The sequence below is a fragment of the Shewanella sp. HL-SH2 genome, from assembly GCF_051164935.1.
Lineage (GTDB): Bacteria > Pseudomonadota > Gammaproteobacteria > Enterobacterales > Shewanellaceae > Shewanella > Shewanella glacialimarina.
The window spans coordinates 366,730-392,552 of record NZ_CP195035.1; the positions used below are offsets into that span (position 1 = coordinate 366,730).

Sequence of the window (25,823 nt, forward strand, 5' to 3'; positions counted from 1 at the left end):
AAATTCCCACGCTATTAGAGTTAAGCTGTCGTGCGATTAAATTCACTCACCCAAACCTGCAACTCGGCAGCTTTGACGGGCTTAGAAAACACATAGCCTTGGATAATATCACAGTCCATTTGCTTTAAAATATCAATCCCTAATGGGGTTTCAACACCTTCGGCGACCACAGACAAAGCCAAGCCTTTAATCAATTTAATGCTGGTTTCAACTATCATATGGTCAGTCGCGTTATGATGAATGTCTTTGATAAAACTGCGATCTATTTTCACTTCATTAACGGGTAACATTTTTAAATAAGCTAATGACGAGTGACCCGTCCCAAAATCATCAATCGCAATATGAAAGCCGTGTTGTTTAAATTGGTTAAGCACCTTAATGGTAGTTTCTGTGTCTGTCATTACCGCACCTTCGGTAACTTCAATAGCTATCGCGTTAATAGGTAAATTAACATCATGTAACTGCTGCGCTAATCGAGCTGGCAATGACTCATCCATTAAGTCATGTGCCGATAAATTAATCGCCACAGAAATAGCTAACCCTTGTTGATGCCAAATGTGCGCCTGACGGATAGCTTCAGCCATAACCCATTCACTAATAATCGAAATGTTACCTGAGTTCTCGGCAAGTAGGATAAATTCATCTGGGGGAACAAAGCCCAAATCTGGATGCTGCCAGCGAATTAATGCTTCAACAGCATGACAAGTATTAAGTTGAATATTCACCTTAGGCTGATATACCAAATGCAATTGCCCTTGAATTAATGCTTGCGGTAAATCCCGCACCAATGACAACTCGCGTTGATATTTATCATCATCACCTTCTTGATAAACATACGAATCATCGGCTTGAACACAGGCATGGTTCAAGGCTATCTCAAGGTGTCTAAAGAGAGTGTCTATATGTTGATACAAGCCATTCAACTGCACAATGCCAGTTCTAATTGATAACGTTATTTTTGACCCTGCAACATCAAATGGCATAACCACACCATGTAAATACTGGCTAATCTCAGCTTTATTTGCCGGTTGTTGTAACAACAATAAAAAGGCATCGCCGTCTAACCTTGCAACAAGGGATACATCGATAGACAAGCGGCTTAACCGTTCAGAAAAACTGACTAACAGCTGATCACCATTAGCAAAACCAATAATGTCATTCACTTGCCTAAAATGCTTAATATCAATCAATAACAAGGTACCAGTTAAGCCAATAATTTTATGTTTGATGTGTTTTTCGGCGGCAAAACGATTGAACAACCCCGTTAAGGGGTCGTGTTCAGATTGATATAAAAAGTCTTGTTCACGTTGCTCAATATTACTGCGCATTGTGGATAAAGTATCTGCAAGAGCCTGCAATTCTGCAGGGGCGCCGTAAATTTTAGTCGGATTTTCACCCTGGCCCACTTTTTTAGCGAAATTAACCAAAGCATCTATCGGTTTAGTTAATCCATTGGTGACCCACATGGCCACAATAAAGGCCAATAAAGAAGTGAATGCAAATATCAGCAGCATGTTGTTACGCAGTTGCTGATAATTAAGTTGCCAGCGCTGATTAGACTGATGCAATACGACCCATTGCGCATCACTTTGCGGATCTAACTGAATAGCCTGGGACAAATAGTTATCAGGATAGTGCTCTTGTGGGTGAAGGGTAGCATCGGCAAAACTGAATGAAATATCACTTAAGTGTTGAATCAATTCTGGCGCTAAAGTAGAAATAATTTCAACAGGTATTGATGTTGAGTTAATAAAACTCACATCGATACCTGTCATCGCCTTAGCTTGTTGAGCCACATTTTCATCGAGTAAAAAGCCCATACCAACCCAGGCAATTAATGTTGGCGCTTTTACTGGCTGAAACACAAATTGATAGTTAGCGTGATTAACATTTAACATCACAAAGTCGTTATCTTCACTTTTATGCTTGGTAAATAAGCTAGCAACATCGTTGGCTGATAAACCTGTCAAACTAGACGATAACAACTGCCCCTGCGGTGAAAGTAATATGGCTGCATTAGCATTAATACGTTTACCGTGATTCGATAAAACCGAAGAAATGGTCTCTTGCTCTTTAGTTGCAACAGCACGTTTAAAGCCAAAGTCAGCACTCAGTAATGACAAACTCTGATTCAACTGTTCACTGCGGTTAGCCAAAATATCGCTAAAAACGTTAATACCGACACTTAATCGCTGTATTTGCTGTTGCCGACTCGCATTTTGAGTCGCATTCAACACAAATACTGCCGTTAACAGTTGCACCACTGTCAGTACCACTAAAAAGACCAAAATCAATCTATGTCGAAAACTATTGCGCATTGGCTAACTCAATTTGAGTTGACTGACGGGTTGCAGCAAATCCTGCTGGGGGGGATGTTGGCTTGTCCTGATGTTCTATATCAAGCTGTAGCTCAAGCGTTTTTTGGGGTTCGCCGGTTAATACCATTGGTGCTACTGCCACGGAAGTTTTCTGCCACGGGTGCCATACGTTAACGTTATATTTTCCTGGGGTTAAATCATTAAAGCTCACACGACCTTTATTATCGCTGACACCGTAAAGTGGACTTTGGGCGACATAAATAAAGGCCTGCATATAATCATGAATATTACAGCCTATCGCCACAATACCTGGCTGTTCAAATTCGATTGGTTCTTCTGCTTTTCCGACATATAACTTTAATTCAAACGGTTTTGCGGCTGAAAATGAATACACATGGTGCCGGGTACGATCAAAGTTAGGAAAATTGACTTTATCGCCTTGTTGAACAGCCAGTACAAAAGGCTGGAATATTCGATTCTGCTGCTTCATTTCATGATTGTTAATGGCTGATGCTGACATACTATGTTCAGGGATCAACTCCACCACAGCATCACTGATTGAAGCACCTTGAAGGTCACTCACATCAACATCTAAGATAGTCGCTGACGCGCCAACAGATAAGGTAAAAAAGGTTAACAATATCAGCACCCGTAATCGAAAACTCAGCATTTATATCTCTTCTTGGTTGATGACACATTTGCAGTAAGTTTAGCTTAACCCTTTGCATAAATGCATAATATTACTCTGCTCACTATGTAACTAAGTATGATCAATATAACCAACTTCTTACTAATATAACTAATAACATAATTTACGCTGTTTGGGTTTATCAATTCCCGCAAACAAGTGTTAAGTGCGTAAACATTAAACTCAAATATTCATTAAAAAGCCTATTCGAGTAAAACTGGCCACATCTACAGTGCTGCTATCGTCTGGCACAATTACCCCGAGGTGACGCTCGGTATTTGGCACATCATTTAGTAGCATGTTTAACTCAGCTAGCCCAGTCACGACAAAATGGTAACCAATCAGTTATGAGATAGTTAAAATTGATATTGGCGCCAACAAAGTCATTACCTCGATAATATCATCCGCTTTTATCATTATATTGGAGGGGAAATGACACAATTATGGCTATCACGTCGGCTTAAATCAGCTGTGATTATTACCTTATGTATTATCGCCGTTATTGCCTCTATACAAACCACAGGACTCACACGAGCATTAATCGAGTTAGTCGCATTCGGCGGTCTTATTTGGCTCGCATTAAGCAAACCCGATATTAAACAGCACGACGCCTAACGGTTAAGCCTTAAACAGGTTTTGCTACCGCTGATCCCCTCGTTCAAGTTATTCATGTCTTTGTTATAGATTTTATTTACCGATTTCAGCATCTTTTATGCATAAAACTGCACGGCAAATTCAGTATCATTACTCTGAAGATTTCATACCTAAAATGTCACAATATAAATCAATGAACTGCTGCCAATTGCAAACCATAGCAACACGCCTAACAGTAACGGTTTAGGACCATTAGCGCGCATTTTTTTGACTGTAATCGCCGCGCCAATTAAAAATAAGCACAAGACTAACACTTGTTTAGACACAGCAAACAATAGGTTATAAACCGGTTGCCCCTGGGGGATAAAGTAGGCAACTAAAATGGCGACACAATAAAACAGAATAAAAAATGGAATGGTAATTTTGCTTTTATCACCACCAAAGGCAATAGCACTTAATAATGCGATAGGGATAATCCACAACGCTCTAGCAAGCTTAACTGTGGTGGCAATTTTTAACGCATCATCACCATAGGCCGCCGCGGCGCCTACAACCGACGAAGTGTCGTGAATAGCAATAGCGCTCCACACGCCAAAATCATATTGAGACAATTGCAGCGCATGGCCAATCGTTGGAAACACAAACAAGGCGATTGAATTGAGTAAAAATACGCAGGCTAACGACACAGCAATTTGATCATTCTTCGCATTAATCGCCGGTGCGACAGCAGCAATAGCACTGCCGCCACAAATAGCAGTACCACAGCTAATTAAATGTCCGGTTTTACTGTCTAAGCCCATTAATCGTGTCAGGCCGTAACCTAAAATCAAGGTAAAGAAAATTGAGCCCACAATGAGGCCAAGATTATTACTGCTGGCGTCAATCGCTTCAGGTAAGTTAATCCCAAAACCTAAACCAACAATCGAATACGCCAGTAGCTTTTTAGTCCACTTACCTAAATCAATACTGTCAGGCACCAAACCGATACTCGCTAATGTAAACCCCATCAATAACGCAACTGGCGAAGATATTAGCGGCGTGAGGCACAACAAGCCTACTGCGACAAACAACCACATTTTATATTGTGTAGTAGATAAGTTAGTCATGGCGTAACACGTTTAAAAAGCAATCCGTTATTGTAGCAACTTGCCTGCACTCAAACGATGTTTATGGTGAATATTTTCAACTCACTACACAAATGATGCCTGACGCGACAACCGCTAATTCAATACTATATCCAACAGTATTCAAACTAGGCAATAGCAACAGACTGAAGTGGGCGACATTTTAAGTCGCGAAATATCGTGACTTAGTTATAATGTTTATATTCTTTGTTGATCAGTCTTTATAAGCATAAATATGACCGAAAAAACTAGCCTAGCCACCAGCCATTTTCTACCCAAGAATACGTTACTGCTCAATGCAATGACGGAAGGAGTCTATGGCTTTGACCTTGAGGGTAATGCCGTTTTCATTAACCCTGCAGCAGAGCTCATGACGGGATGGCGAAGTGAGGAGTTAATCGGCAAAAATATCCATAATTGCCACCATCATAGTCATGCCGATGGAAGCCCTTATCCTCACCAAGATTGTCCGATTTATCGCACGCTACATGACGGTATTGCCCGTCAAGTTAGTGAAGATGTGTTCTGGCGTAAAGATGGTAGTTGTTTCCCTGTTTATTACAGCTCAACACCGGTTTATGATAATAATATTCTTATTGGTGTTATCGCCATCTTTCGCGATGTGAGTATTCAAAAGCATACTGAAGATTCATTACGCAAAGCCCTCGCACAAGTACAAGCCTTATCTGAGCGATTAACCTCAGAGAATCAATACTTACTCACCGAACTACAAGGTAAGCAAGGCGCTATGGGCTTGTCTGGCAACAGCAAAGCCATAAACCATTTAACTCAGCAGATTAATCTCGTTGCTAATACCGACAGCACGGTATTAATTTGTGGCGAAAATGGCACAGGAAAAGAGCTAGTCGCGCGTAGCCTGCACCAATTGAGCCACCGAAAAGACCAGCCCATGGTAAGCGTTAACTGTGCTGCCTTTTCGGCATCCATTTTAGAAAGCGAGCTATTCGGCCATGAAAAAGGCGCGTTCACTGGGGCCATTAGTCGACGCAAAGGTCGCTTTGAATTAGCCCATAATGGCACGCTCTTTTTAGATGAAATAGCCGAGCTCAGCCTTGAAGCGCAATCAAAGTTATTGCGCGTCATTCAAGAGCAATCTTTTGAACGGGTTGGTAGCAGCGAAACCATTAAGGTTAACATTCGTCTTATTGCAGCAACGCATCATGATTTACAAGCTCGTGTAGAGCAGGGTTTGTTTAGAATGGATTTGTTTTACCGCCTCAATGTTTTTCCTATTCAGGTTCCTCCCCTGCGCGATCGACAAGAAGACTTGCCTAACCTGGTGAGTGATTTGGTCGCATCGCTCAGTCAAAAACTAGCAAAGAAAATCACCAAAGTGAGCGCAAAAGGCTTACACAAGTTACAACAATACCCTTGGCCGGGAAATGTGCGTGAGCTACAAAATTTAATCGAAAGAGAAATCATTCTAACCCACGACAACACGTTAACATTTAATAGCTTACAGCTTTCCACACTCAAAGATAAAAACACTGCCATTAAGGCGCCTTTAACCATGATAGAAGCCGAGACTGCGCATATTATCGACACTCTAGAATGTACTCAATGGCGAATATCGGGTCCAAATGGTGCAGCAGCCATGCTGGCATTGCCGCCCAGCACATTGCGATCTCGAATGAAAAAACTCGGTATTAACCGTTAGCCTGACGCTTAATCAATATTGGATTCATCAAGCGACTCACTTAAACATCATGACCACTAAGTCACGATATTTCGCTTAATTGCGATATATCGTGATGCACCATCAACTCAAAAAAATATTTCTCTATTAAAATCAGCTTGATAAATAAAAACTATGTTGGCTTACCTATTGCTATATAACGACGTAATGTCATTTTAGGAAAACAACATGTCTGCACCAGAATCAAGTCGATTACCATCATCCCAACGCATCCCAATTGTGAATGTCAGCTCATCTCCCTCAGGTAAAATTCATGTGCGTGAACAATATGGTGTGTTTCAGCGCATTCGAAAATACAGTAATACTTTATTGATTGCTGTTTTCTTTTTATTGCCCTTTATAACCTACCAAGGGCGTCAGGCCATTTTGCTTGATGTTACCCAGCAACAGTTTTTCTTTTTTAATATCACCCTGTGGCCGCAAGATTTTACTATTCTGGCCTGGATGTTTATGGCGGCGGCATTTGGGTTGTTTTTTGTGACCGTTTATTGGGGCAGAGTATGGTGTGGTTTTTTATGCCCGCAGACGGCGTGGACCGCTATGTTTATGTGGATAGAGGCCAAAGCTGAAGGAAACCACCATCATCGTGCCGCATTAGATAAAGCCCCTTTATCAGCATCAAAAATCCGTAAACGCATGACCAAACACTGTTTGTGGGCCCTTACGGCATTAATGACAGGTTGTGGGTTTATGGGCTATTTTATGCCTGCTAAAGATCTATATATTGATATTTTTACTTTTTCTAGCGGGTTTTGGACAGGCGTTTGGGTATGGTTCTTTGCACTTTGTACCTATATCAATGCGGGTTGGATGCGCGAAATGATGTGTTTACATTGTTGCCCATACTCGCGCTTTCAAGCGGTGATGTTTGACTCAAATACCAAAACAGTCAGTTACGATGCCGCCCGAGGCGAATCAAGAGGGCCACGAAAACGCTCACAAAGTACCGATTTAGGTGACTGTGTAGATTGTCATTTATGCGTGGATGTTTGCCCAACAGGTATAGATATTCGCAATGGTTTGCAATATGAATGTATCAACTGCGGTGCCTGCGTCGATGCATGTAATCAAACAATGGAAAAATTTGGTTATCAACCCAACTTAATTAGTTTTACCAGCGAGAATGCACTAAAGCCAACTTCCGCCATTCTGGCTCCCCAAAGCCAAATAACTCAAAGCCATACAGATCAACAACCCAGCATTCCAACTAAAAAGCTACCATTAAAAGCGCTAGGATACGCATCAGCTTTACTCATTATGTGCGTATTAATGGTAGTAGACTTAGCCAATCGCAGCTTAATTCAACTCAATGTGATACGAGACCGTCAAACTCTCTATCGCGAAGTTGGAGAATTTGTCGAAAATAGCTATCAACTTAAAATCCGCAATAAAACCCAGCAACCCGTCAATTATATTATTGGTATTGATAGCCGACATCCGGGTTGCGATCTCACTCTTATCACCGACAACAAAGTCCATATTCAACCAGGCGAGCAAATTGAATATCCGGTGACTTTACGCTGTAAACAGTCAGAAAACACAAGTGCGATGAGCAAACAAACCATCAGCTTCTATATTGCTGATCAAGCCACTCCATCAAACAAAGTCAGCCAAGACTCTAATTTTTTCTGGCCAAGCAACTAATTGCCTAGCCAAGCAACTTAAGCAAGTAATCAAAAAGCCAGCGGGTTAGCCCGCTGGCTTTGAGTAATTCTTGCTTAAATGCTTTCTTAATACGCTAAAGTTAGCAACAGGCTTAACGCTGGTGCATGGCGTAATCGCTACCATCTTTAGCGGTAAACACTTTGCAACGGCCTTCGGTTGGTTTGCAGCTTGAGTGTAATAAGCTGATCCATTGTTTGTAAGGTGTCGGTAAATTCTTAATTGGCATTTCAATTTGAATATCTTCAATGTTCGCCAAATCATCAGAGCCAATATCGCCCTGGCGGTCGAAACAAATTTCAATATGAGTGTCATTATTTTTTAATACCACTGATGTTGGCTCGCTTTTATGACCCGTTAGCGCAACAAATTGGCAAGGATTTAATAAACCACATTGTGTGCCATCTTTTAAAAATGCAAGCAAGTGCGTGTAGTAAACCACATAACTAGTCACATCTTGGTGTGAGCCTGTTGCTAATGGAAATTGAGCGTCTAAAAATTCTTTCGCATTAATAGAACGATCTAATGGGTTAGTAGTTGCCACAAATTGCTCACCAATGAAGTGGTTAAGGTTTTGGGTAGATGTTTTGCTTGCTTGAGTAGACATGTTCATAGCCTTATCCTCTTCTTTTAATCGTAGGTCACATTATTTTATTTATAATGATTCAAAATGGTTTTTAATTTAAGCCTTGTTCACAGCTTGATTTTTAGTCTATGCTATTTTTACTAAGAATTTCACAATAAAAATTTTACAGTGTGAATTATACAAAATGAGAAATGATAAAAGCTTGATGCGAAAGACCCATTTTCTGGGCACAAAAATAAGAAACTTGCGTAAACGCAACAACTTAACCATGGAAGACTTATCTGCCCGCTGTATGCGTGTAGACGCTAACAACTCACCTTCTGTGTCATATTTATCTATGATTGAACGTGGTAAGCGTGTGCCAAGTGCCGATATGCTTGCGGTTATCGCAGTGGTTTTCCAAAAAGAAGTCGGCTGGTTTCTGGATGACGTGCCAGAAGATCACGCTATTACGCCTGAAAAAGGCAATAAAGGTGGCATTAGTGGTATGCCGCTAGAGCCAAGCTTTTTATTCTCTAATGATATTTTACAAATTGCGATACCCGAAATGCTGTCGCAAACCGGTACATCGGGCAGGCAGTTTGCTCACTTGCTGATCCGCGCGCACCAAGAGCATCACCAAAATCATTTTCCTGATTTAGAACGTGCCGCTGAAGATGTGGGTTTAAAACGTATGCCCTTAATGGCCGATGACATGCTCACCATTGCCGCCAGGATGGGATTAGTGATTAAGTGGATTGACCGCACTCCGCAAGAAATTCGTGATGAGATGGGGGCAAGCTCACATCAATTAGTGACTTCTTTCTTTGAGCCTCCCGGCACGATTTACTTAAACAACACCTTGAAGAATCGACCTCATCGTTTGAAATATGATTTAGCGGTGCATATTGGTCACTGTGTGTTGCACAACAAAGATGGCTTAAAGTCGGTGATGACCTCAGGGCGAAAAGAAGAAGGTGATGACAACGGTATTCCGCAGTCAAACACCCTTAATGCTCAAGATATTTTGCATGCTTGGCGTGATTTTGAATCAAGCTTTTTTGCCGGTGCCTTACTGTGTCCTAAGGTCCCCTTTAGGCAATTGCTTGATCGCCACGGCTATGAAATTAGTGTGCACAAGCAATTACAAGTTTCGGCATCGGTTGCTATGCGTCGCATGACAGTAGTGTCACCTTACCCACATTGGCACTTCTTTGATGCCTATGCGCCAGGCAAATTAAAAGCGGTATATCGCGGCAATGGTATCCCGCTGCCATGGGGCAACATGCGTTTAGTGGAAGACCCTTGTCAGCACTGGGCGGTGTTCAGAATGATTAATGAGCCGTCATCTGGTACGTCAGCGCAAATTTCGATTCTTAATGTGGGTAATCAGCCCCGAATATATTGCTGTGAATCTATTAAGGTTGAAGACTCAGCGGGTAATCCACATGTGTTGTGTGCTGGAATTGATTTAAACCCAGCCATTGATGCCCAGGGTAAAGATTCACTGTCGATTGCCAATGATTTGAAACAAGCGTGCGCCTCTAATGGTGGCTCTGTGGTTATTCCAAGGCACATCAAACAAGATCTCACCAGTGTGGCTAAAATTCTTAACATTAATTGGATTGAACGCGGCATTAAAAATGACGCCCGCTTAATTTGCTCACGCGGCGCAGTGTGTCCAAGACAACCAAGTTGTTACGCTGTTGGTAAAAATTTATGTGAAGAGAATTAACTCAAACACTGTCAATAATAAAATGCCGTTTAAATATCAATTTAAACGGCATTTTATTCGCTTACAAAAGATGTGACCAATAGCAGCTTAAGCCCATTGGCTATATGGCTGCTTCATTAATGAAGAATTGTAATAACGATTATCACCGGTCACCTCTTCACCTAACCAATCCGGTTTTGTCACAGCTTGCTGTTCACTTTCTAGCTCAAGCTCAGCAACTACCAAACCTTGATTATCACCATAAAACTCATCGACCTCAAATACTTGGTTTTGATATTCCACCAAGTACCGGGTTTTATCAATCACCCCTTGTTCACATAATTTGAGCAAGTCTTGTGCCTCTTGCACACTGATTTCTTTTTCCCACTCAAAGCGTGACAAACCGGCTTGATTACTAATGCCTTTGATAGTTAAAAAGCCTTGTTCACCCATTATTCTAACCCTTACTGTGCGCGATTTTTCAGAATTTAAATATCCTTGAACAATTCGAGTTGAGCGGTGAGCAAGTGATTTAAATTGGTCATTATGTACAAGATACTTACGTTCAATTTCGACAGTCATTTAATAAGATTCAGCTAAAGATGATGAAGCCCATTATTGAAATTTATCACCTATTTGTATAGGCATTTATTTGCTTCTTGTTGCTATTACCTTTGCCGTAGACTATTCAAAGGCTTCAGAATTAGACCTTCAAAATAAGTTAACCGCAGAACCTAAACGGACTAACATGAACAAGAGTATGTTTAGAACGAGCCATGAGTTAAAGACGATAATGCCTATTAACCAATGTTATTTCTCAATTGCAGAATGAATTGTTTTATTAATCATTCGTAGATGACTCAACACTGAAAAAAGAGTTAATCGTGGTCCGATTGTAAGAAGTTAATTTGTCGAACTCCACTGCCTAGGTAATATTGGTAGTATGGAGAATATTGCTAGCATAAATGATTAACCCGTTAGATTAAGCATCAACAGAAAACACTTTTTCAAAAAATTGATCCGTTTCGTTGATACAACCCCATCTTACATCGGCGGCTTGTTTCACCTCTTCCACCATTTTAAATTCACCGCTTTATCCTCATGCATTAGTTGAAGTTTATCGATGCCTTTAACAAGGCGAATTAACGCATCAAGAGCCAGCCTATTACATATCAACACAGTTAGCTGTGCAACGAAATGTTTTATATGTATTTATTATCCAGATCGGTGATCATTTATACTGACCACTGTAGTCGCATAGGTTGCACGTAAATCATGAAAACGATGCGTGAATGAAGGGCTGGTCTTTTTAATTAACTCTCTTAGCTCTATCCATCTAGCCTCTATAGATTTACCTGTAACAGGGTTTCCTTGTTCACTGACAAAAAGTGGCTCGTGACGCTCACATAATTCAAGTCTTTCAACGGCGGCTTGAGTTAGACTGGATGCAGTTTCTTTTAAGGAATCTAGCTTAATATCGAGCTTATTGACCCGTTTAATTCTTCGCTCCGAGATACGATATTCATTGAGCGTGCTCAATAGAACGGAAGAAATTTCCACTCGTCTTTGTTTTAGGTGCTTGGTTTGAACGCCTGTTGATTGTGGCGATAAAACTATTTCACAACGATGCTCGCTTTCAGCTAATGATGTCGCGGTATCGAGCGCATTGAGGGAGAGTGTTGCTACCTCTTGAATTCGCATTCCTGTATCAATGGAAATCAATACCTGTAGGCGTAATTCCTCTGAGGCATTGGGTAGGTATTGAGTCAGGACACTAAGTGATTTTTGGTTGAGTGGTGACAGGGGACGTATGTTTTTACTGCTTGCGTCCTTTGGCACTTTAATTCTCAAGTCGCTTGTTGTGACAGTGAAGGTTGGTGATATATGGGCAAGCACTCCCTGACTTTGAACTGAAACGAATTCCACCTTAAATGGGGCTTCTTTCTCATTCTTTATTATCAAATACCCATCGTGCATTAACCATTTGTAGAAGTTAACGATTTGATTCATTCGAACACTAGCTGTGCTGTGTGCAAGTTCACCCTTCTTGATTTTTTTTAATAAATGAGAGCGGAAAAGGTAAGTCGGTTTAAGTCTTTTAATTGGAGGGAATTTATCCCACTCCAACCCTTCATCCTCAAGGAATTGATAATAGGCGTGCAAAGCTTGAGCACAAGGAGATAGGTCTTTAGCATCCTTGGCTGCTTTTTGATAGAAAAGGTAACTATTGGCTTCGTGATTGAACGAACCATCGTGATTAAAAATAGTTGGAAGGGAGCCAATGTTGCCACTAGCTGGAGAACAGTGACAGACGTTGTTATTGATTGATAAATCAGTCTCTTTATAGATATTGTTCGATTGAATTATAAATGACATAAATGATCCTAGAAAAAGTACTGGTTATACATACCATATAACCAGTACTTAGTTATTTTCCAGATTCAATTATGTGTGCAAGATGCTTTTCCTACACTAACCTGTCATAGTAACGAATTCTTCAGCACCCGTTGGATGTATCGCAACAACTGAATCAAAATCTGCTTTGGTTGCGCCCATTTTCATGGCAACGCCAAACCCTTGCAGAATTTCATCCATACCAAAACCAATACCGTGAATACCTACTACCACTTCATTATCTCCAGCACATACTAGCTTCATTTTACAGGCTTGACGGTGTGCTGTGACAGCTGTGTACATTGAAGTAAAGCCTGAGGTGTAGACTTTCACCTTATCTTTACCGTACTGCTCAATCGCTTCGGGTTCGGTAAGCCCCATAGTACCAATTGGAGGATGACTAAACACCACAGTAGGGATCAGGCTGTAATCCATTTTTGCATTAGGCATTTGACCAAATAAGCGCTCTGACAATAAACGCCCCGCTTTGACTGCAACAGGAGTTAGCTCTACACCACCTTCCATAATATCGCCAACACAGTAAATGCCTTTTGCGGTAGTATTTTGTTGCTCATCGGTTACTACATAACCTTTGGCATTTAAAGTAACATCAGTATTTTCAAGACCGATATTATCCGTTGCTGGTGAACGCCCAATCGCCCAAATTAGCGTGTCTACGGTAATGCTATTACCGTTTTCAAGCTCTAGCGTTAAGCTTGCATCAGCATTTTTAATCACTTGCTTTGGCGTACTGTGAGTATGTAATGTTGGGCCATCGGTTGCCATTGCTTCAACAAGCGCATCAACTAAAATAGGGTCAAAGTTGCGCAAAGGTGCATGTTTACGCACTAATAAATGAGTTTCGCTACCAAGGGCATGTAATACGCCTGCTAGCTCAACAGCAATATAACCCGCACCCACTACGGCGACGCGCTTTGGTTGTTCACGTAACTCAAAGAACCCGTTTGAATCGATACCGTACTCGGCACCTGGAATATCAGGAATAGTCGGCGCACCACCGGTTGCGACCACAATATGGTCGGCGGTGTAATGCTCACCATTCACTTCAATGGTGTTGTTGTTAACAAACTTGCCGTAACCGTTTAATAGTGTCACTTTGTTGCTAGCAAAACCACGGCCGTAGGCTTCGTGAATACGTCCAATGTAAGCTTCACGATTATCAACTAAGGTGTTCCAATCAAATTTATTAACTGTGACATCAAAACCATAATCTTTGGCATAAAGATTCATGGCATCTGCGACGTGCGCACCATACCACATCACTTTTTTAGGCACACACCCTACGTTTACACAGGTGCCACCCACATGTTTTGCTTCAATAATTAATACTTTTGCACCGCGCATTGCTGCACGATTTGCTGATGCGATACCGCCACTGCCGGCACCCAAAGCAATATAGTCAAAATGTTGAGCCATGATAATCTCCGCTGCAATTGATATGGCTATTGTAGGGAGGAAACGACTTGGATGCTAGGTGCCATTAATAAACTCGCGTTAACGTTTGTACTGGCATCGGTCGTGATCACCCTGAGAAGGTCCTTTTCCTGCGCACTGCAAACATTTCCACTCAGATAACCTAGCGGACAACTCTTTTTCAAAATGTTGTTGATGGCGGTTTTCTGTTCGAACTTTACCTTGCAAATAGGTAATACGATTATGCAGCCAGCGACAACTGGGATCATCGGCCATTTTAGCGGCTGCGGATGATTTTGTTTTGGAGGATGTTTTTCCTGACCCTTTGATGGATTTTGTGGCATTTTGTAACCGATATGGCGCAACTAATGCTTCTTCAGCATCATATTCAAGTGAAAATGAAGGCTGACTTATCTTAATAGGTTTACCTTCACTGTCATAAACACCATCTTTACCAAGCTTTACTGCTGATTGATTATTAAGCTCAGTTTGTTTTAACTTTGTATTGGCAGTTAGCTGTGCCCAATCATCACCGGCAATACTTTGATTGATACTTGAAAGACAAATGAGAGAAAATAAGACAAAACAGAATATAACGAAAAGTTTCATAATGCATCCTTGCAAAAGCTGAGGTGATAAAAAGCGCAACCATCCTGTTGCGCTTATAAGTGTAGACTAAGTTTCACATAAAGGTGCAATAGTCATCTAGCCGAATTAGAAAGCCCAGTTAACATGCACACCAACATAGGTTTGATTTAAACTCCCCTTAACACCCTCAACCAATGTTTCACGCTTAATATCCTCTAATGCTTTAGTACGGCTAAAGTGCGCTGACAATTCCACATTGTTAGATAGTGCATAACCCACTTCAACACCGAACTGTATGTGATTGGTGCCGTCATGTTGTTCTGTCATATACTGAAAGTCAAAACCTTGAACAAAATACGGTGTCACATTAAATTGTTCAGTAATATCCCACGGGCTATGTAAACTCACTTCTACAAAGTATCCATCGGCTTCAGTGGCATAGGTGTAACTTACTGCAGGCACTAACCAATCTATTCCAGTATAGGTGAGTGAACTAAATAGCTCATTGTCTGAACCGTGTTCATCACCATAAAACTCTAACCGCTGAAAACCCACAGTCGCTTGAAGTTGTTGATGTAAATGAATTGTATATTCAACACCAAAGTTCCACTCAACATAATGCGTTTGATCGCCACGCCCCAATGCGGCAAAACCGACTAAGTCATCTTGAGTAACACTCGCAACGCCCCAGGCAATGCCGCCTTTATCGAGGTTATTGCGCCCTTCGGAGATATACTCGCTATCCCAAGCAATATCTAATGCAAACTCAGACGCTGAAAGTTTTTGTACTGACGATGTTAAAAGGATACCTGCCAAGGTGAGCCCCATCATCGTGGTTCGCAAAAGATAAACCTGACTTAAGATATAAGTACTCATGATTGCTGAAACAGAAGGTAACTTTGTCATAATGATTATTGACTCATCGAAACAGAAATTAACAATTTTAGTGATACTAACTAATAGCGGCAATAAAGATAATGATAACTAATTGCATTTGCGATCTAGTTGTCAATAGTTGCACTGTAAATAGCATGTAAATGCAAATCGGGAGCAAAATCACTTTTTTTAGTCAGTTTTTAACCTAGGTAATGCCTGATAGAGTATTCTTAGGCATACTCCTATTCATCCGCACAGCCTATTTGACTTGAAATTCAACCCTGTCGCCCTCATAAAGATCACATACGCCTACTCTTCGAGGAAACATTATGAGCAACCCATTGCTAAGTGGCACAGAATTACCGCTTTTTTCACAAATAAAAACTGAACACATTAAGCCAGCTGTAGAACAAGCCATCGAAAACTGCCGCAACAGCATTGATGAACTCCTCGCAAAGAATAATCTATATACTTGGGATAACTTAATTGCGCCGCTCGAAGAAGTTGATGATGAGCTCAGTAAAGTCTGGTCACCGGTTTCTCATATGAATTCAGTTGTTAGTAATGATGAATGGCGTGAAGCACACGATGACTGCCTACCACTATTATCGGATTACGGCACCTATGTCGGCCAACACCAAGGCTTATATGAAGCCTATAAATCGATTCACCAGTCCGCGGATTTTGGCCAATTAACCCAGGCACAAAAAATGGTGATTGAACAAAGCCTTCGTGATTTTGAATTATCGGGCATTGGCTTAAGTGATGCAGATAAAGTCCGTTATGGCGACATAGTGAAACGCCTTTCAGAACTGACCAGCAATTTTTCAAACCAATTACTCGATGCCACCCAAGCGTGGACCAAACTGATCACCGATGAATCGGAGTTAGTCGGCTTACCGGAATCAGCTATCGCAGCAGCAAAAGCCATGGCTGACGAGAATGAGAAAACAGGTTGGTTATTCACCTTAGATTTTCCATCATATTTACCTGTTATGACCTACAGTGAAAACCGTGAGTTACGTGAAGAATGCTACCGTGCATTTGTAACGCGCGCATCAGACCAGGGCCCGAATGCGGGAGAGTTTGATAACAGCAACAACATGAATGAAATTATTGCGCTACGTCATGAAATAGCTAACTTATTAGGTTTTAAAAGCTATGCCGATGAATCTTTAGCAACCAAAATGGCTGAAACCCCTGAGCAAGTGCTAGGCTTTTTAAATGAATTAGGTGAACGCTCAAAAGATCAAGCTGCTAGCGAGTTGGCTGAACTTCGTGCCTTCGCAAAAGAACATTTCAATGTGACCGAAATGGCGTCGTGGGATTTAAGCTTCTATGCCGAAAAACTGCAACAGCATAAGTATGAAGTATCCCAAGAAGTGTTACGCCCGTACTTTCCTGAAAACAAAGCTTTATCAGGTCTTTTCTTTACGGTAAACAAGCTGTTTGGTTTAACCATTAAAGAAGAAAAACAATTTGATACCTGGCATAAAGATGTGCGTTTTTTCCATATTTTTGATGCTGAAAACATTCACCGTGGCAGCTTCTATCTCGACTTATATGCCCGCACAGGTAAACGTGGCGGAGCATGGATGGATGATTGTCGAGGTCGTCGTATTACCTCTACTGGCCTACAAAAGCCAGTTGCTTATTTAACTTGTAACTTTAATGGCCCCGTAAATGGTAAGCCGGCTTTATTTACCCATGACGAAGTGATTACCTTATTCCATGAGTTTGGCCACGGCATTCACCACATGCTCACCAAAGTTGATGTAGGCGGTGTATCAGGCATTAATGGTGTGCCATGGGATGCGGTTGAATTACCAAGTCAATTTTTAGAAAACTGGTGCTGGCAAGAAGAAGCATTAGCGGAAATTTCAGGTCACTTTGAAACCGGTGAGCCACTTCCTAAAGCATTGCTGGATAAAATGTTAGCGGCAAAGAACTTCCAATCTGGCATGATGATGTTGCGTCAGCTGGAATTTTCGTTATTCGACTTTAGAATGCACCATGAGTTTGATCCTGCTAAGGGCGCCGATATTCAGGGTATTTTAGATGAAGTGCGCAGTAAGGTAGCGGTATTAACACCCCCCAGCTTTAACCGCTTCCAACATGGCTTTGCCCATATTTTTGCAGGTGGTTATGCAGCGGGATATTACAGCTATAAGTGGGCTGAAGTATTGTCCGCAGATGCCTTTTCACGTTTTGAAGAGGAAGGTATTTTCAACTCAGAAACAGGCAAAAGTTTCTTACACAACATACTCGAAATGGGCGGCAGTGAAGAACCCATGGAGCTATTTAAACGCTTTATGGGACGTGAACCTAATACCGATGCCCTATTGAGACATAGTGGTATTGCTGCTTAACAAAATACTGTAAACAAAAAAGCGCCATTAAGGCGCTTTTTTGTTTAAATTGAAACATCCACACTTGATAACTTAGGGCGTTTATCCATTATTGGCATAAAAAGAATTGCCTTACAGGAATTATCACAATACATTAACAGGCCTCCATACTAATAATAATCTATGAACGGACTTGAACGTTGACAGCCAATATACAGCCTATTTTCTTTGATTTAAAACCAGGAAAAATCGTCGATTTACAAATTGACCATCCTGTTAAGTTACGTATAAAAGCGACGTTAGCAGGTTATGATTTAGGCCAATATATTATCTTAAAACATCCCGCCCCACAGAATATGAATAACTACAGCGATGTGTTGACCGAAGGCAATGTGGTTGTTGTTCGTTATCTACTCGAAGGTCAACAAGGGGAGTGTTACGCGTTTAAAGCCACCATTCGAAATATCACTAAGATTCCTGAAAAATTTATATTTTTAACCTACCCAGAAAAAATTGAAAATAGACAACTACGTACTCATCAACGTTATGTCACTCATTTACCGGCATCGCTTGTCGCAAGAGGCGAACAAGAGGTTAAAAAAGCAGCCCAATTAAAGGGCATTATTTCTGATATTTCCGCAAAAGGTTGTGGTTTTGTTTTTAAAACCGACAACCCTAAAGTGACTGTAAACCAAAAAGATATCTTTGTTGTGCTTCGCTCACCTAGCGATCTTGAAATTACCATTCCCGCCAGAGTATGTAATAGCCGTTTTGAAAATGGCAAAGTGAATGTAGGCATTCAATTTAAAGAAGATGATGAACAGATCAAAAAGCTATTGAACCAACTCTTTATCGAATTGTAATGTCAGTCATCGACACTTCAGTCAAATAGCCTAATCAGCGCCCATTCCTGTTATAGCTGCTTTATTTAAACACCTTAGGTTATCGTTTATCGATAACTTATTGCCGATATAAAATCATTATGATAACTTAGCTGCATTATTACTCAGATAAAAAGCCACTCATGGATAGAATTGCAATAATCAGTAAATGGATAAAATGGTTACTACTACTGCTCGCGACACTGCAACTTGGTAGTTACCTTGCTGTGATGACCATAGGTGAATATAAAGACGGCATATATTTTATGAGCGTCGATTGGTGGGGATTTTTTAGCAGTTACCTCAGCGTCGACTTTGAACCATCCTGGCAAGCCTTAGGTCAGCACCTTTATGCTGATGGATTTAACCCTGGCGTTATTCTTGGCGGCGTCGAAATAATACCTTACCTGTTTATTTACTTTTTTCTATTCCAATTATTTAGTTTATATCAACATGGTCAGGTATTTACCTCAGCAAACTTTTACTGCTTAACGCGCATTGCCACAGTTTTTTTTATGTGGATAGTACTCAGTTTATTTTACCCTATGGTAGTAGCAATATTTCTCCATTCGACCGGATTAAGTAGTGCTGTCCCCGGTTTTTTCACTATCGGCAGCCAAGAGATTAAATACGCGTTAGTTGGGCTTATTTTCTATTGCATTGGCTGGGTAATGAAACACGCCGCCGAATTACAAATGGAGGCGGAATTAACTATTTAATGGCCATTATTATTGAATTAGATGTCATGTTGGCAAAGCGGAAGATGAAGTCAACTGAACTGGCTGAACGGGTAGGGATAACCCCACAAAACTTATCAGTACTACGCAGCGGACGTGCTAAGGCGATTCGCTTTTCGACATTGGATGCAATTTGTCAGCACTTGCAATGTTCACCGGGCGATATTTTAGTGCATCAAATTGATGAATAAATTAAGGAAGATAATATGCACACGTTAGTTAAACAAGCCGCGATAAGCGCAATGATTTTGATGACTTCTGCCTGCACTGTGCGCATAAGCGAAGAAACCTTTATTGCTAGCGATAAAGCACCAACGACCTTTACAACCGAATTCACCCAAAAATTACAGCAAGCCTTGCCAGAACATTTAATTGCTCCGGTCCAATTAATTGCCAGCGATAATGTCAGCTTAAATGGCTTTTATATTGATAACCCAAACAGCAAGATCACCTTAGTTTTTTTCCAAGGTAATGGGATAAAAATAGAGCCATATAGCTTATCAGCATTAACCACACTATCAGCGTTGAATACTGATATTTTTGTGATGGATCGCCGCGGATTAGGCGCAAGTGAAGGCAAACCGCGTATTAAAAATATTGTTTCCGATGCACAGCAACAATTGGACTATTTACACCAACAATATCAACCAACAAAAATCATTTTGCATGGTTATTCATTAGGTAGCTTTATTGCGGCTGATTTAGCCAAAAACAATACCATTAACGCATTAGTATTACATGGTTCAGCAACCAACGCTGATGACTGGGTAGATGAAAAAACGCCCTGGTATATGGCACCCTTTATGAGTGTGGAAATGCCAGAAGATTTTCGTAAAATAGATAATGAAAAAGTGGTCGCACAATATTATAAAGGGCCATTATTAGTCATTGCTGGAGAGAATGATGAGGAAGTACCTGTGGGGCTATCAGAGAAGTTATATGCGGCTAGCAAATCTGCAAATAAAGAGTTAATTATTGTCCCTAATGCTGGCCATCAAGGAATGTTAACTGAGGCTAAGACAATGGCCCAATACCAAGTATTTATAGATACACTTTAATGTCATAGTCCTTATACAAGCAGGCTTAAACGAGTACATTGAAGATAATAAAAGAGGCGCATAAGCGCCTCTTTCTAGCTATAAAACCTGAAAACTATTAAGCCAGCTTAAATCAACTAGGCTAATTTTAAATCATGCTTTAAGCGGTACATTACCATATCTTCTATCGTTAGAACCGGCATGTTATGTTTTAAACCAAAGGCAACAATTTGTGGTGTTTTAGCCATAGTGCCATCTTCATTGGTTAGTTCACACAACACACCAGCAGGCGCTAAACCTGACATTTGCATCAAATCAACTGTGCCCTCTGTATGGCCGCGACGCGACATCACTCCACCAGCACGGGCGCGCAGTGGAAACACATGCCCCGGTCTTGCTAAGTCGCTGGCTTTAGCATGTACTGCTGTTGCCGTTTTAACTGTAGTAACACGATCAGCTGCTGAAACACCTGTGGTCACGCCAACTTTGGCTTCTATCGATACCGTAAATGCCGTTTGATTAGCACTGTTGTTATCCATCACCATAGGTGGCAGTTCAAGCTTATTAGCTTGCTCATCAGTTAAGCATAAGCACACAATACCGCTGCATTCACGGATCATTAATGCCATTTGCTCTGTGGTTAGGTGCTGTGCTGAATAGATAATGTCGCCTTCGTTTTCACGATCTTCATCATCAAGTAATAACACGCCCCGACCTTGTTGTAAGGCAATAATAGCTTTTTCAACGCGTTCGATTGGATCACCAAAAGGTGCAAGTAAAGATAACTGATTCATGGTTTACTCCTAAAAAATACCAGAACCAGGGCTTTGAAGAGGGTTTTTACGCCAAATAGAATTGCATCAGTGGACAGAGTCTACTGATGGTGTTGCTATTCTCTCTCATCCGGACTTTAACCGTCGGCTTTGGAATATTAGCTATTACCATATAGTAATAAACTAAGTCACCAAATCTGCTGACCTCGACGAATCGAGCGCTCGCGGGCTTTATACTTACACCATATAAGTAGGCATAAGTATTTACCGCCGGTGGGGAGTTTCGCCCCGCCCTGAGAATTAATGCTGAAATTCAGCAGCGCTATAATAATGTCCTAGCCACATAAGTTCAATCAACTCAACGCACAAACACCCACGAAAATCGCGAAAACTCTGCTTGCTCGCTGGTATGACCTCTGCTAGCCTGTGGCACTCATAAAGGAGTGGTTGTAAATGAATCTTTATTTTCGATTAGTGTGGTTATTCATGTGGCGCATTCGCCATTGTCCTGGCATTGGTTTTTTAGGCACCAGCAAGATTAGTTATCGAGCGCTGCCGTTTGATTGCGATGTAAATCTGCATCTCACTAACTCACGCTACCCTGCATTCATGGACTTGGCACGTACCTATATGATCGCCGATATGGGATTAATGAAAAAATTTCTTAAGATGAAGTGGATGCCAATTGTTAATGCATCTGAGTTCACTTATATCCGTGATATTAAGCCATTTGAAAAGTTTGAAGTTGAAACTAAAGTGGTTGGATGGGACGAAAAATATTTCTATATTGAGCAGCGTTTTGTCACCGCACGCGGTTTGCATTGTATTGTTCATGTCCGTGGCGTATTTATATGTAAAGGCAAACAAGTGCCGATTGACACCTTAGTGTTAGAAGCGGGCTATGAAGGTGCAACACCAGAGTTACCTCCAGAAGTGGTAAAGTGGAAGCAATTTTTACAACTTAAAAAAGAAAGAAACATTTAACGCCTAATGTTAATCTAAACAACCACAGCCATCGTATAGATGGCTGTTTTGTTTGTGCCATATAATCATTTAAATAGATTAATTTAGCTCATAACTCAAACGCTAAATGACAATCAAATACCTGAGGACCATATTGTGGCTAAGCTAGAAAAATTTGCTGATATCGTGTTACGTGCCTGTGAACGCAAAGGTGGAATGGCGGCTGTTGAAGCTTTGTTACCCAACACATTATCCAGTAGTGAAATAGCCCAATACAGTGATGCACAATTATTATCAGCTATGTCTAAGCGGGTTTTTCAAAGTGGTTTTGTGTGGCGCGTAGTCGACAATAAATGGCCCGCTTATGAAAAAGCCTTCTTTGATTTTGAGCCACAAAAAGTGCTGATGCTATCACCTGAGCAGATTCAACAACGGGCATCCGACGCAACACTGATCCGCCACCAAAAGAAGACCCAGGCTATTGTGGATAATGCCTATATGGTGCAATCATTAGCGGCTAAACACGGCAGCTTTGCTGAGTTCATCGCCCACTGGCCAACCGAAGATATTATCGGTTTATGGCAGTCACTGAAAAAACAAGGGACCCGTTTAGGCGGCAATACTGGTGCGTACTTTTTACGCTCCATTGGCAAAGACACCTTTATATTATCCAACGATGTACAAGGGTATTTAAAAGCCAAAAACGTTGTCGATGCCGGATTTAGTTCACAAACAGGCCTTAAACAAACACAAGCAGCATTCAATACTTGGCAACAAGAATCAGGGCTGACATTAGCTGAAATAAGCCGAATTATTTCACTCGGCGTCGGTGATAACTATCTGTAGAAGTGATGATAGGTATTAAGCTGTTACTTGATAACGGCTTAAAAACATTTTTGCAGTTTCATCGGCCAGATGTTGGCGCTCTTCACTGGTGAGTAAAGGTTTGTAAGCCAATAATTGTGGCCAGAAACAATGCCCTTTAATTAAGTGCATTAACTGTTCATTAGCAAAATTAACATCGGTTAGTGCTAACTTATTATCGCTTACGGCGGCTTTTATCCAGCGCAGTAACGCCGTTTCAAGCAGCTTCATTTTCTCAACCTCTCGGTTCATCTCTTCACTATTGTAAAACAAGTGCCCAAATGCGACTCGGGCCATATCGATATGTTCTTGTGAATTAATAAACTCAATTTCGGTCAAAATAATGGCCGTAAATTGTTGCAGTAAATCTTTGTCGGCTTGATATTGACCCTGGTTACGTGCCATAGCTTCAAGCCACAATTCACTCACTAGGTGCATCACTAAGGCTTCTTTGGTGGCAAAGTGATTATAAACCGTGCGTTTAGACACTTGCGCCTCTTCAGCTAGCTTGTCCATACTGGTCGCTGCGACACCTATCGATTGAAAGGTGCGCTTGGCTGCATCGATAATGGCTTGTCGTTTTAACTGACTGCGGCTTTTCTTTTCAGTATCCATGTCGCTTTATATTCAAAAAATTGATAAAAGTTATTTTACACTGACCAGTTTACTTTTCAACTGGATCAAAATAAACTACACCGTATAGTTTACTTTTGACTAATAATGAAAATGTTGATTATTGTCGTACCAGTCTTGTTAATCATGAGTATATCCATTGGGATATTTCAATGGCTAATTGTGTCGAAAACCAAGCTGTAGATTAGCAAAAAGGAATATCTGATGTTTGCAATATGCTCAAGAGTCTTGCGTTTACAAAACGGACAACTGCCCTTGCTAAACAACATCATGTTGAGCTGATTATTCCTGAATTTGGCAGACTGATTTGCATGGCAACTCCACAAGCACATAATCTTTGATGACAAAATTCAGCGAAATTAACGCAACAAATACGTGTTTTACAATAAAAATAGGCAAAACTAACCAAAAGAGCTAACAGACAGAAACCATTAATAGTGGAATACTATAATAACTTTCAACAAGGTTATCTTAGTTGGTCAGTGTAATTGCAATATATAGCTGTTAAATTAACCACACACTGAGTAAACATTTTTAGTTAAATTACTCATAAAACAAGTTTTTTGGTCCAAATTCGTTAACAAACAGTTATCAATCAAGCGGGTTAACGTATTTATTTACAATTTAGCCCATTGGCTTTGCGAATAGTTTCTATGAGCAATGTTAATTGCGTAGCAAAATATAAAGTTAGAATTGAAATAGCCTTTTTCACACAGTAACCTAGTTGTGTGTGGATACATTAGAGTAGGAGCTCTCATGCACAAAGCATTGAAAATTGCCGCAGTGATAACTGCGACGTTATGGTTAACAGCCTGTGGCAAACAAGACGAAGGAGCGCAGGCTCAACAAGAGCGCCCACCTACTCCGGTTGGTGTAATGGTGGTGACAGCACAGTCGCAGTCTATTCAAGTAGAGCTACCGGGTCGCAGCAAATCGTTTTTAGAAGCTGAAGTTCGTCCACAAGTGTCTGGTATTATTACTGAACGTGGATTTGTTGAAGGTAAAGAGGTCACTAAAGGTCAATCTCTTTATCAAATCGATTCTGCTACCTACAAAGCGGCTTTAGTCAGTGCAGAAGCTGATTTAGCCAGTGCTAACGCAGGTTTGGAATCTGCTAAAGCGAAAGCGGCACGCTACCAAACATTGGTAAAAACTAATTCGGTCAGTGTACAAGATTTTGATGAAGCAAAAGCTGCTTATAAAGAAGCCTTAGCATCTGTAACCGTTGCGCAAGCCGCTATTAACACAGCTAAAATCAACCTTGAATATACTGAAGTAAAAGCCCCAATTGCTGGTCGCATAGGTAAATCATCAGTAACAGCAGGTGCTTTAGTTACCGCAAATCAAAGCAGCACTTTGGCGACGATTCAACAATTAGACCCTATCAATGTTGATATTGCTCAATCTAGTGTGCAGTTATTACGCCTTAAAAGTAAGCTAAAAGCGGGTAAGTTACAAAAAAGTGACAATGCTACTGTTACGCTGATTTTAGAAGACGGTACCACTTATGATCAGCAAGGTACGATGCAATTTGCTGAGGTCAGTGTTGACGAAGCTACTGGGTCTGTCACATTACGTGCTGAATTCCCTAATCCTGATGGTGTGCTGTTACCTGGTATGTATGTGCGTGCACGCTTAGATACAGGCACTGACCCACAAGCTATTTTAGTGCCCCAACGTGCTATTACTCGTAATACTAAAGGTCAGGCAATGGCGATGATTGTTAATCAAGATAACAATGTCGAAGTGCGTATTGTCACTACTGCTGAAGTAATTGATAACCAATGGCGCATTATTGATGGCCTCCAAGCTGGCGATAAATTAATTGTAGAAGGTTTACAAAAAATTCGTCCAGGTGCGGCGGTATCACCACAGGTATTAACTGCAGACACTCCACAAAAATAGGACATTAT

General features: G+C 41.0%; 23 protein-coding genes and 1 riboswitch. Of the genes, 12 read left to right on the top strand and 11 right to left on the bottom strand.

The window, feature by feature from the left end; genetic code table 11:
• Positions 1–20: 20 nt before the first annotated feature.
• The gene (locus ACRWP9_RS01445; RefSeq protein ID WP_434927546.1) at positions 21–2,318 is read right to left on the bottom strand and encodes an EAL domain-containing protein; all 2,298 of its coding nucleotides are present in this window, start codon (positions 2,316–2,318) and stop codon (positions 21–23) included.
• Complete coding sequence (locus ACRWP9_RS01450) at positions 2,308–2,988, bottom strand: methylamine utilization protein (protein WP_434927547.1); 681 nt, start codon at positions 2,986–2,988, stop codon at positions 2,308–2,310. Before ACRWP9_RS01450 ends, ACRWP9_RS01445 begins: the two co-directional genes overlap by 11 nt.
• Before the next feature lie 450 nt (positions 2,989–3,438).
• On the opposite strand from ACRWP9_RS01450, the gene ACRWP9_RS01455 reads away from it, so the two are divergent.
• A complete protein-coding gene (locus tag ACRWP9_RS01455; protein WP_434927548.1) occupies positions 3,439–3,621 on the top strand; it encodes a hypothetical protein in 183 nt (60 codons plus the stop codon).
• A 149-nt stretch (positions 3,622–3,770) separates the two neighbouring features.
• Here the strand turns inward: ACRWP9_RS01455 and ACRWP9_RS01460 are convergent, their stop codons facing one another.
• Entirely contained in the window at positions 3,771–4,706 is a 936-nt protein-coding gene (locus ACRWP9_RS01460) for a YeiH family protein (RefSeq protein ID WP_434927549.1), read from the bottom strand.
• Between the two features lie 253 nt (positions 4,707–4,959).
• On the opposite strand from ACRWP9_RS01460, the gene ACRWP9_RS01465 reads away from it, so the two are divergent.
• Both ACRWP9_RS01465 and ccoG read left to right on the top strand, forming a co-directional pair.
• Positions 4,960–6,402 (top strand): sigma-54 interaction domain-containing protein, encoded by a 1,443-nt coding sequence (locus ACRWP9_RS01465; RefSeq protein ID WP_434927550.1) that lies wholly within the window; start codon positions 4,960–4,962, stop codon positions 6,400–6,402.
• A 207-nt stretch (positions 6,403–6,609) separates the two neighbouring features.
• A complete protein-coding gene (ccoG, locus tag ACRWP9_RS01470) occupies positions 6,610–8,085 on the top strand; it encodes a cytochrome c oxidase accessory protein CcoG (RefSeq protein ID WP_434927551.1) in 1,476 nt (491 codons plus the stop codon).
• Between the two features lie 112 nt (positions 8,086–8,197).
• Here the strand turns inward: ccoG and ACRWP9_RS01475 are convergent, their stop codons facing one another.
• Entirely contained in the window at positions 8,198–8,716 is a 519-nt protein-coding gene (locus ACRWP9_RS01475; protein ID WP_226412508.1) for a malate synthase, read from the bottom strand.
• Between the two features lie 157 nt (positions 8,717–8,873).
• Here ACRWP9_RS01475 and ACRWP9_RS01480 point away from each other — a divergent pair, with 157 nt between their 5' ends.
• Positions 8,874–10,403: a DUF3612 domain-containing protein gene (locus ACRWP9_RS01480; RefSeq protein ID WP_434927552.1), complete on the top strand. Its 1,530-nt coding sequence runs from the start codon at positions 8,874–8,876 to the stop codon at positions 10,401–10,403.
• Positions 10,404–10,490: 87 nt separating this feature from the next.
• On the opposite strand, the gene ACRWP9_RS01485 is transcribed toward ACRWP9_RS01480, so the two are convergent.
• The 5 genes from ACRWP9_RS01485 to ACRWP9_RS01505 all read right to left on the bottom strand — a co-directional run bounded on the left by ACRWP9_RS01485 (position 10,491) and on the right by ACRWP9_RS01505 (position 15,614).
• A complete protein-coding gene (locus ACRWP9_RS01485) occupies positions 10,491–10,964 on the bottom strand; it encodes a CYTH domain-containing protein (RefSeq protein WP_434927553.1) in 474 nt (157 codons plus the stop codon).
• Positions 10,965–11,597: 633 nt separating this feature from the next.
• The gene (locus ACRWP9_RS01490; RefSeq protein ID WP_434927554.1) at positions 11,598–12,758 is read right to left on the bottom strand and encodes a tyrosine-type recombinase/integrase; all 1,161 of its coding nucleotides are present in this window, start codon (positions 12,756–12,758) and stop codon (positions 11,598–11,600) included.
• Between the two features lie 96 nt (positions 12,759–12,854).
• Positions 12,855–14,213, bottom strand: coding sequence for a glutathione-disulfide reductase (gene gorA, locus ACRWP9_RS01495; RefSeq protein WP_434927555.1), 1,359 nt, complete (start codon positions 14,211–14,213; stop codon positions 12,855–12,857).
• A gap of 78 nt (positions 14,214–14,291) precedes the next feature.
• The gene (locus ACRWP9_RS01500; RefSeq protein WP_434927556.1) at positions 14,292–14,819 is read right to left on the bottom strand and encodes a hypothetical protein; all 528 of its coding nucleotides are present in this window, start codon (positions 14,817–14,819) and stop codon (positions 14,292–14,294) included.
• Positions 14,820–14,924: 105 nt separating this feature from the next.
• A complete protein-coding gene (locus ACRWP9_RS01505; RefSeq protein ID WP_434927557.1) occupies positions 14,925–15,614 on the bottom strand; it encodes a hypothetical protein in 690 nt (229 codons plus the stop codon).
• 389 nt (positions 15,615–16,003) lie between these two features.
• Here ACRWP9_RS01505 and prlC point away from each other — a divergent pair, with 389 nt between their 5' ends.
• From prlC to ACRWP9_RS01530, 5 genes are all read left to right on the top strand, one after another.
• On the top strand, positions 16,004–18,043 hold the full coding sequence (gene prlC, locus ACRWP9_RS01510; protein WP_434927558.1) for an oligopeptidase A: 2,040 nt from the start codon (positions 16,004–16,006) through the stop codon (positions 18,041–18,043).
• 179 nt (positions 18,044–18,222) lie between these two features.
• The gene (locus ACRWP9_RS01515; RefSeq protein WP_434927559.1) at positions 18,223–18,885 is read left to right on the top strand and encodes a PilZ domain-containing protein; all 663 of its coding nucleotides are present in this window, start codon (positions 18,223–18,225) and stop codon (positions 18,883–18,885) included.
• Positions 18,886–19,046: 161 nt separating this feature from the next.
• Positions 19,047–19,622, top strand: coding sequence for a DUF2975 domain-containing protein (locus tag ACRWP9_RS01520; protein ID WP_434927560.1), 576 nt, complete (start codon positions 19,047–19,049; stop codon positions 19,620–19,622).
• Positions 19,622–19,831 (top strand): helix-turn-helix domain-containing protein, encoded by a 210-nt coding sequence (locus ACRWP9_RS01525; protein WP_434927561.1) that lies wholly within the window; start codon positions 19,622–19,624, stop codon positions 19,829–19,831. Before ACRWP9_RS01520 ends, ACRWP9_RS01525 begins: the two co-directional genes overlap by 1 nt.
• 15 nt (positions 19,832–19,846) lie before the next feature.
• Complete coding sequence (locus ACRWP9_RS01530; RefSeq protein ID WP_434927562.1) at positions 19,847–20,698, top strand: alpha/beta hydrolase; 852 nt, start codon at positions 19,847–19,849, stop codon at positions 20,696–20,698.
• A gap of 116 nt (positions 20,699–20,814) precedes the next feature.
• Here the strand turns inward: ACRWP9_RS01530 and ribB are convergent, their stop codons facing one another.
• The gene (ribB, locus tag ACRWP9_RS01535) at positions 20,815–21,471 is read right to left on the bottom strand and encodes a 3,4-dihydroxy-2-butanone-4-phosphate synthase (protein ID WP_434927563.1); all 657 of its coding nucleotides are present in this window, start codon (positions 21,469–21,471) and stop codon (positions 20,815–20,817) included.
• Between the two features lie 93 nt (positions 21,472–21,564).
• A riboswitch (FMN riboswitch) is annotated at positions 21,565–21,755 on the bottom strand.
• Between the two features lie 148 nt (positions 21,756–21,903).
• On the opposite strand from ribB, the gene ACRWP9_RS01540 reads away from it, so the two are divergent.
• Entirely contained in the window at positions 21,904–22,434 is a 531-nt protein-coding gene (locus tag ACRWP9_RS01540; protein WP_434927564.1) for a thioesterase family protein, read from the top strand.
• A 135-nt stretch (positions 22,435–22,569) separates the two neighbouring features.
• Positions 22,570–23,259 (top strand): DNA-3-methyladenine glycosylase I, encoded by a 690-nt coding sequence (locus tag ACRWP9_RS01545; RefSeq protein WP_226412492.1) that lies wholly within the window; start codon positions 22,570–22,572, stop codon positions 23,257–23,259.
• Between the two features lie 15 nt (positions 23,260–23,274).
• Here ACRWP9_RS01545 and ACRWP9_RS01550 read toward each other — a convergent pair whose 3' ends face one another.
• A complete protein-coding gene (locus tag ACRWP9_RS01550) occupies positions 23,275–23,892 on the bottom strand; it encodes a TetR/AcrR family transcriptional regulator (protein WP_434927565.1) in 618 nt (205 codons plus the stop codon).
• A 774-nt stretch (positions 23,893–24,666) separates the two neighbouring features.
• On the opposite strand from ACRWP9_RS01550, the gene ACRWP9_RS01555 reads away from it, so the two are divergent.
• On the top strand, positions 24,667–25,815 hold the full coding sequence (locus ACRWP9_RS01555; protein ID WP_434927566.1) for an efflux RND transporter periplasmic adaptor subunit: 1,149 nt from the start codon (positions 24,667–24,669) through the stop codon (positions 25,813–25,815).
• The last annotated feature ends 8 nt before the right edge of the window (positions 25,816–25,823 follow it).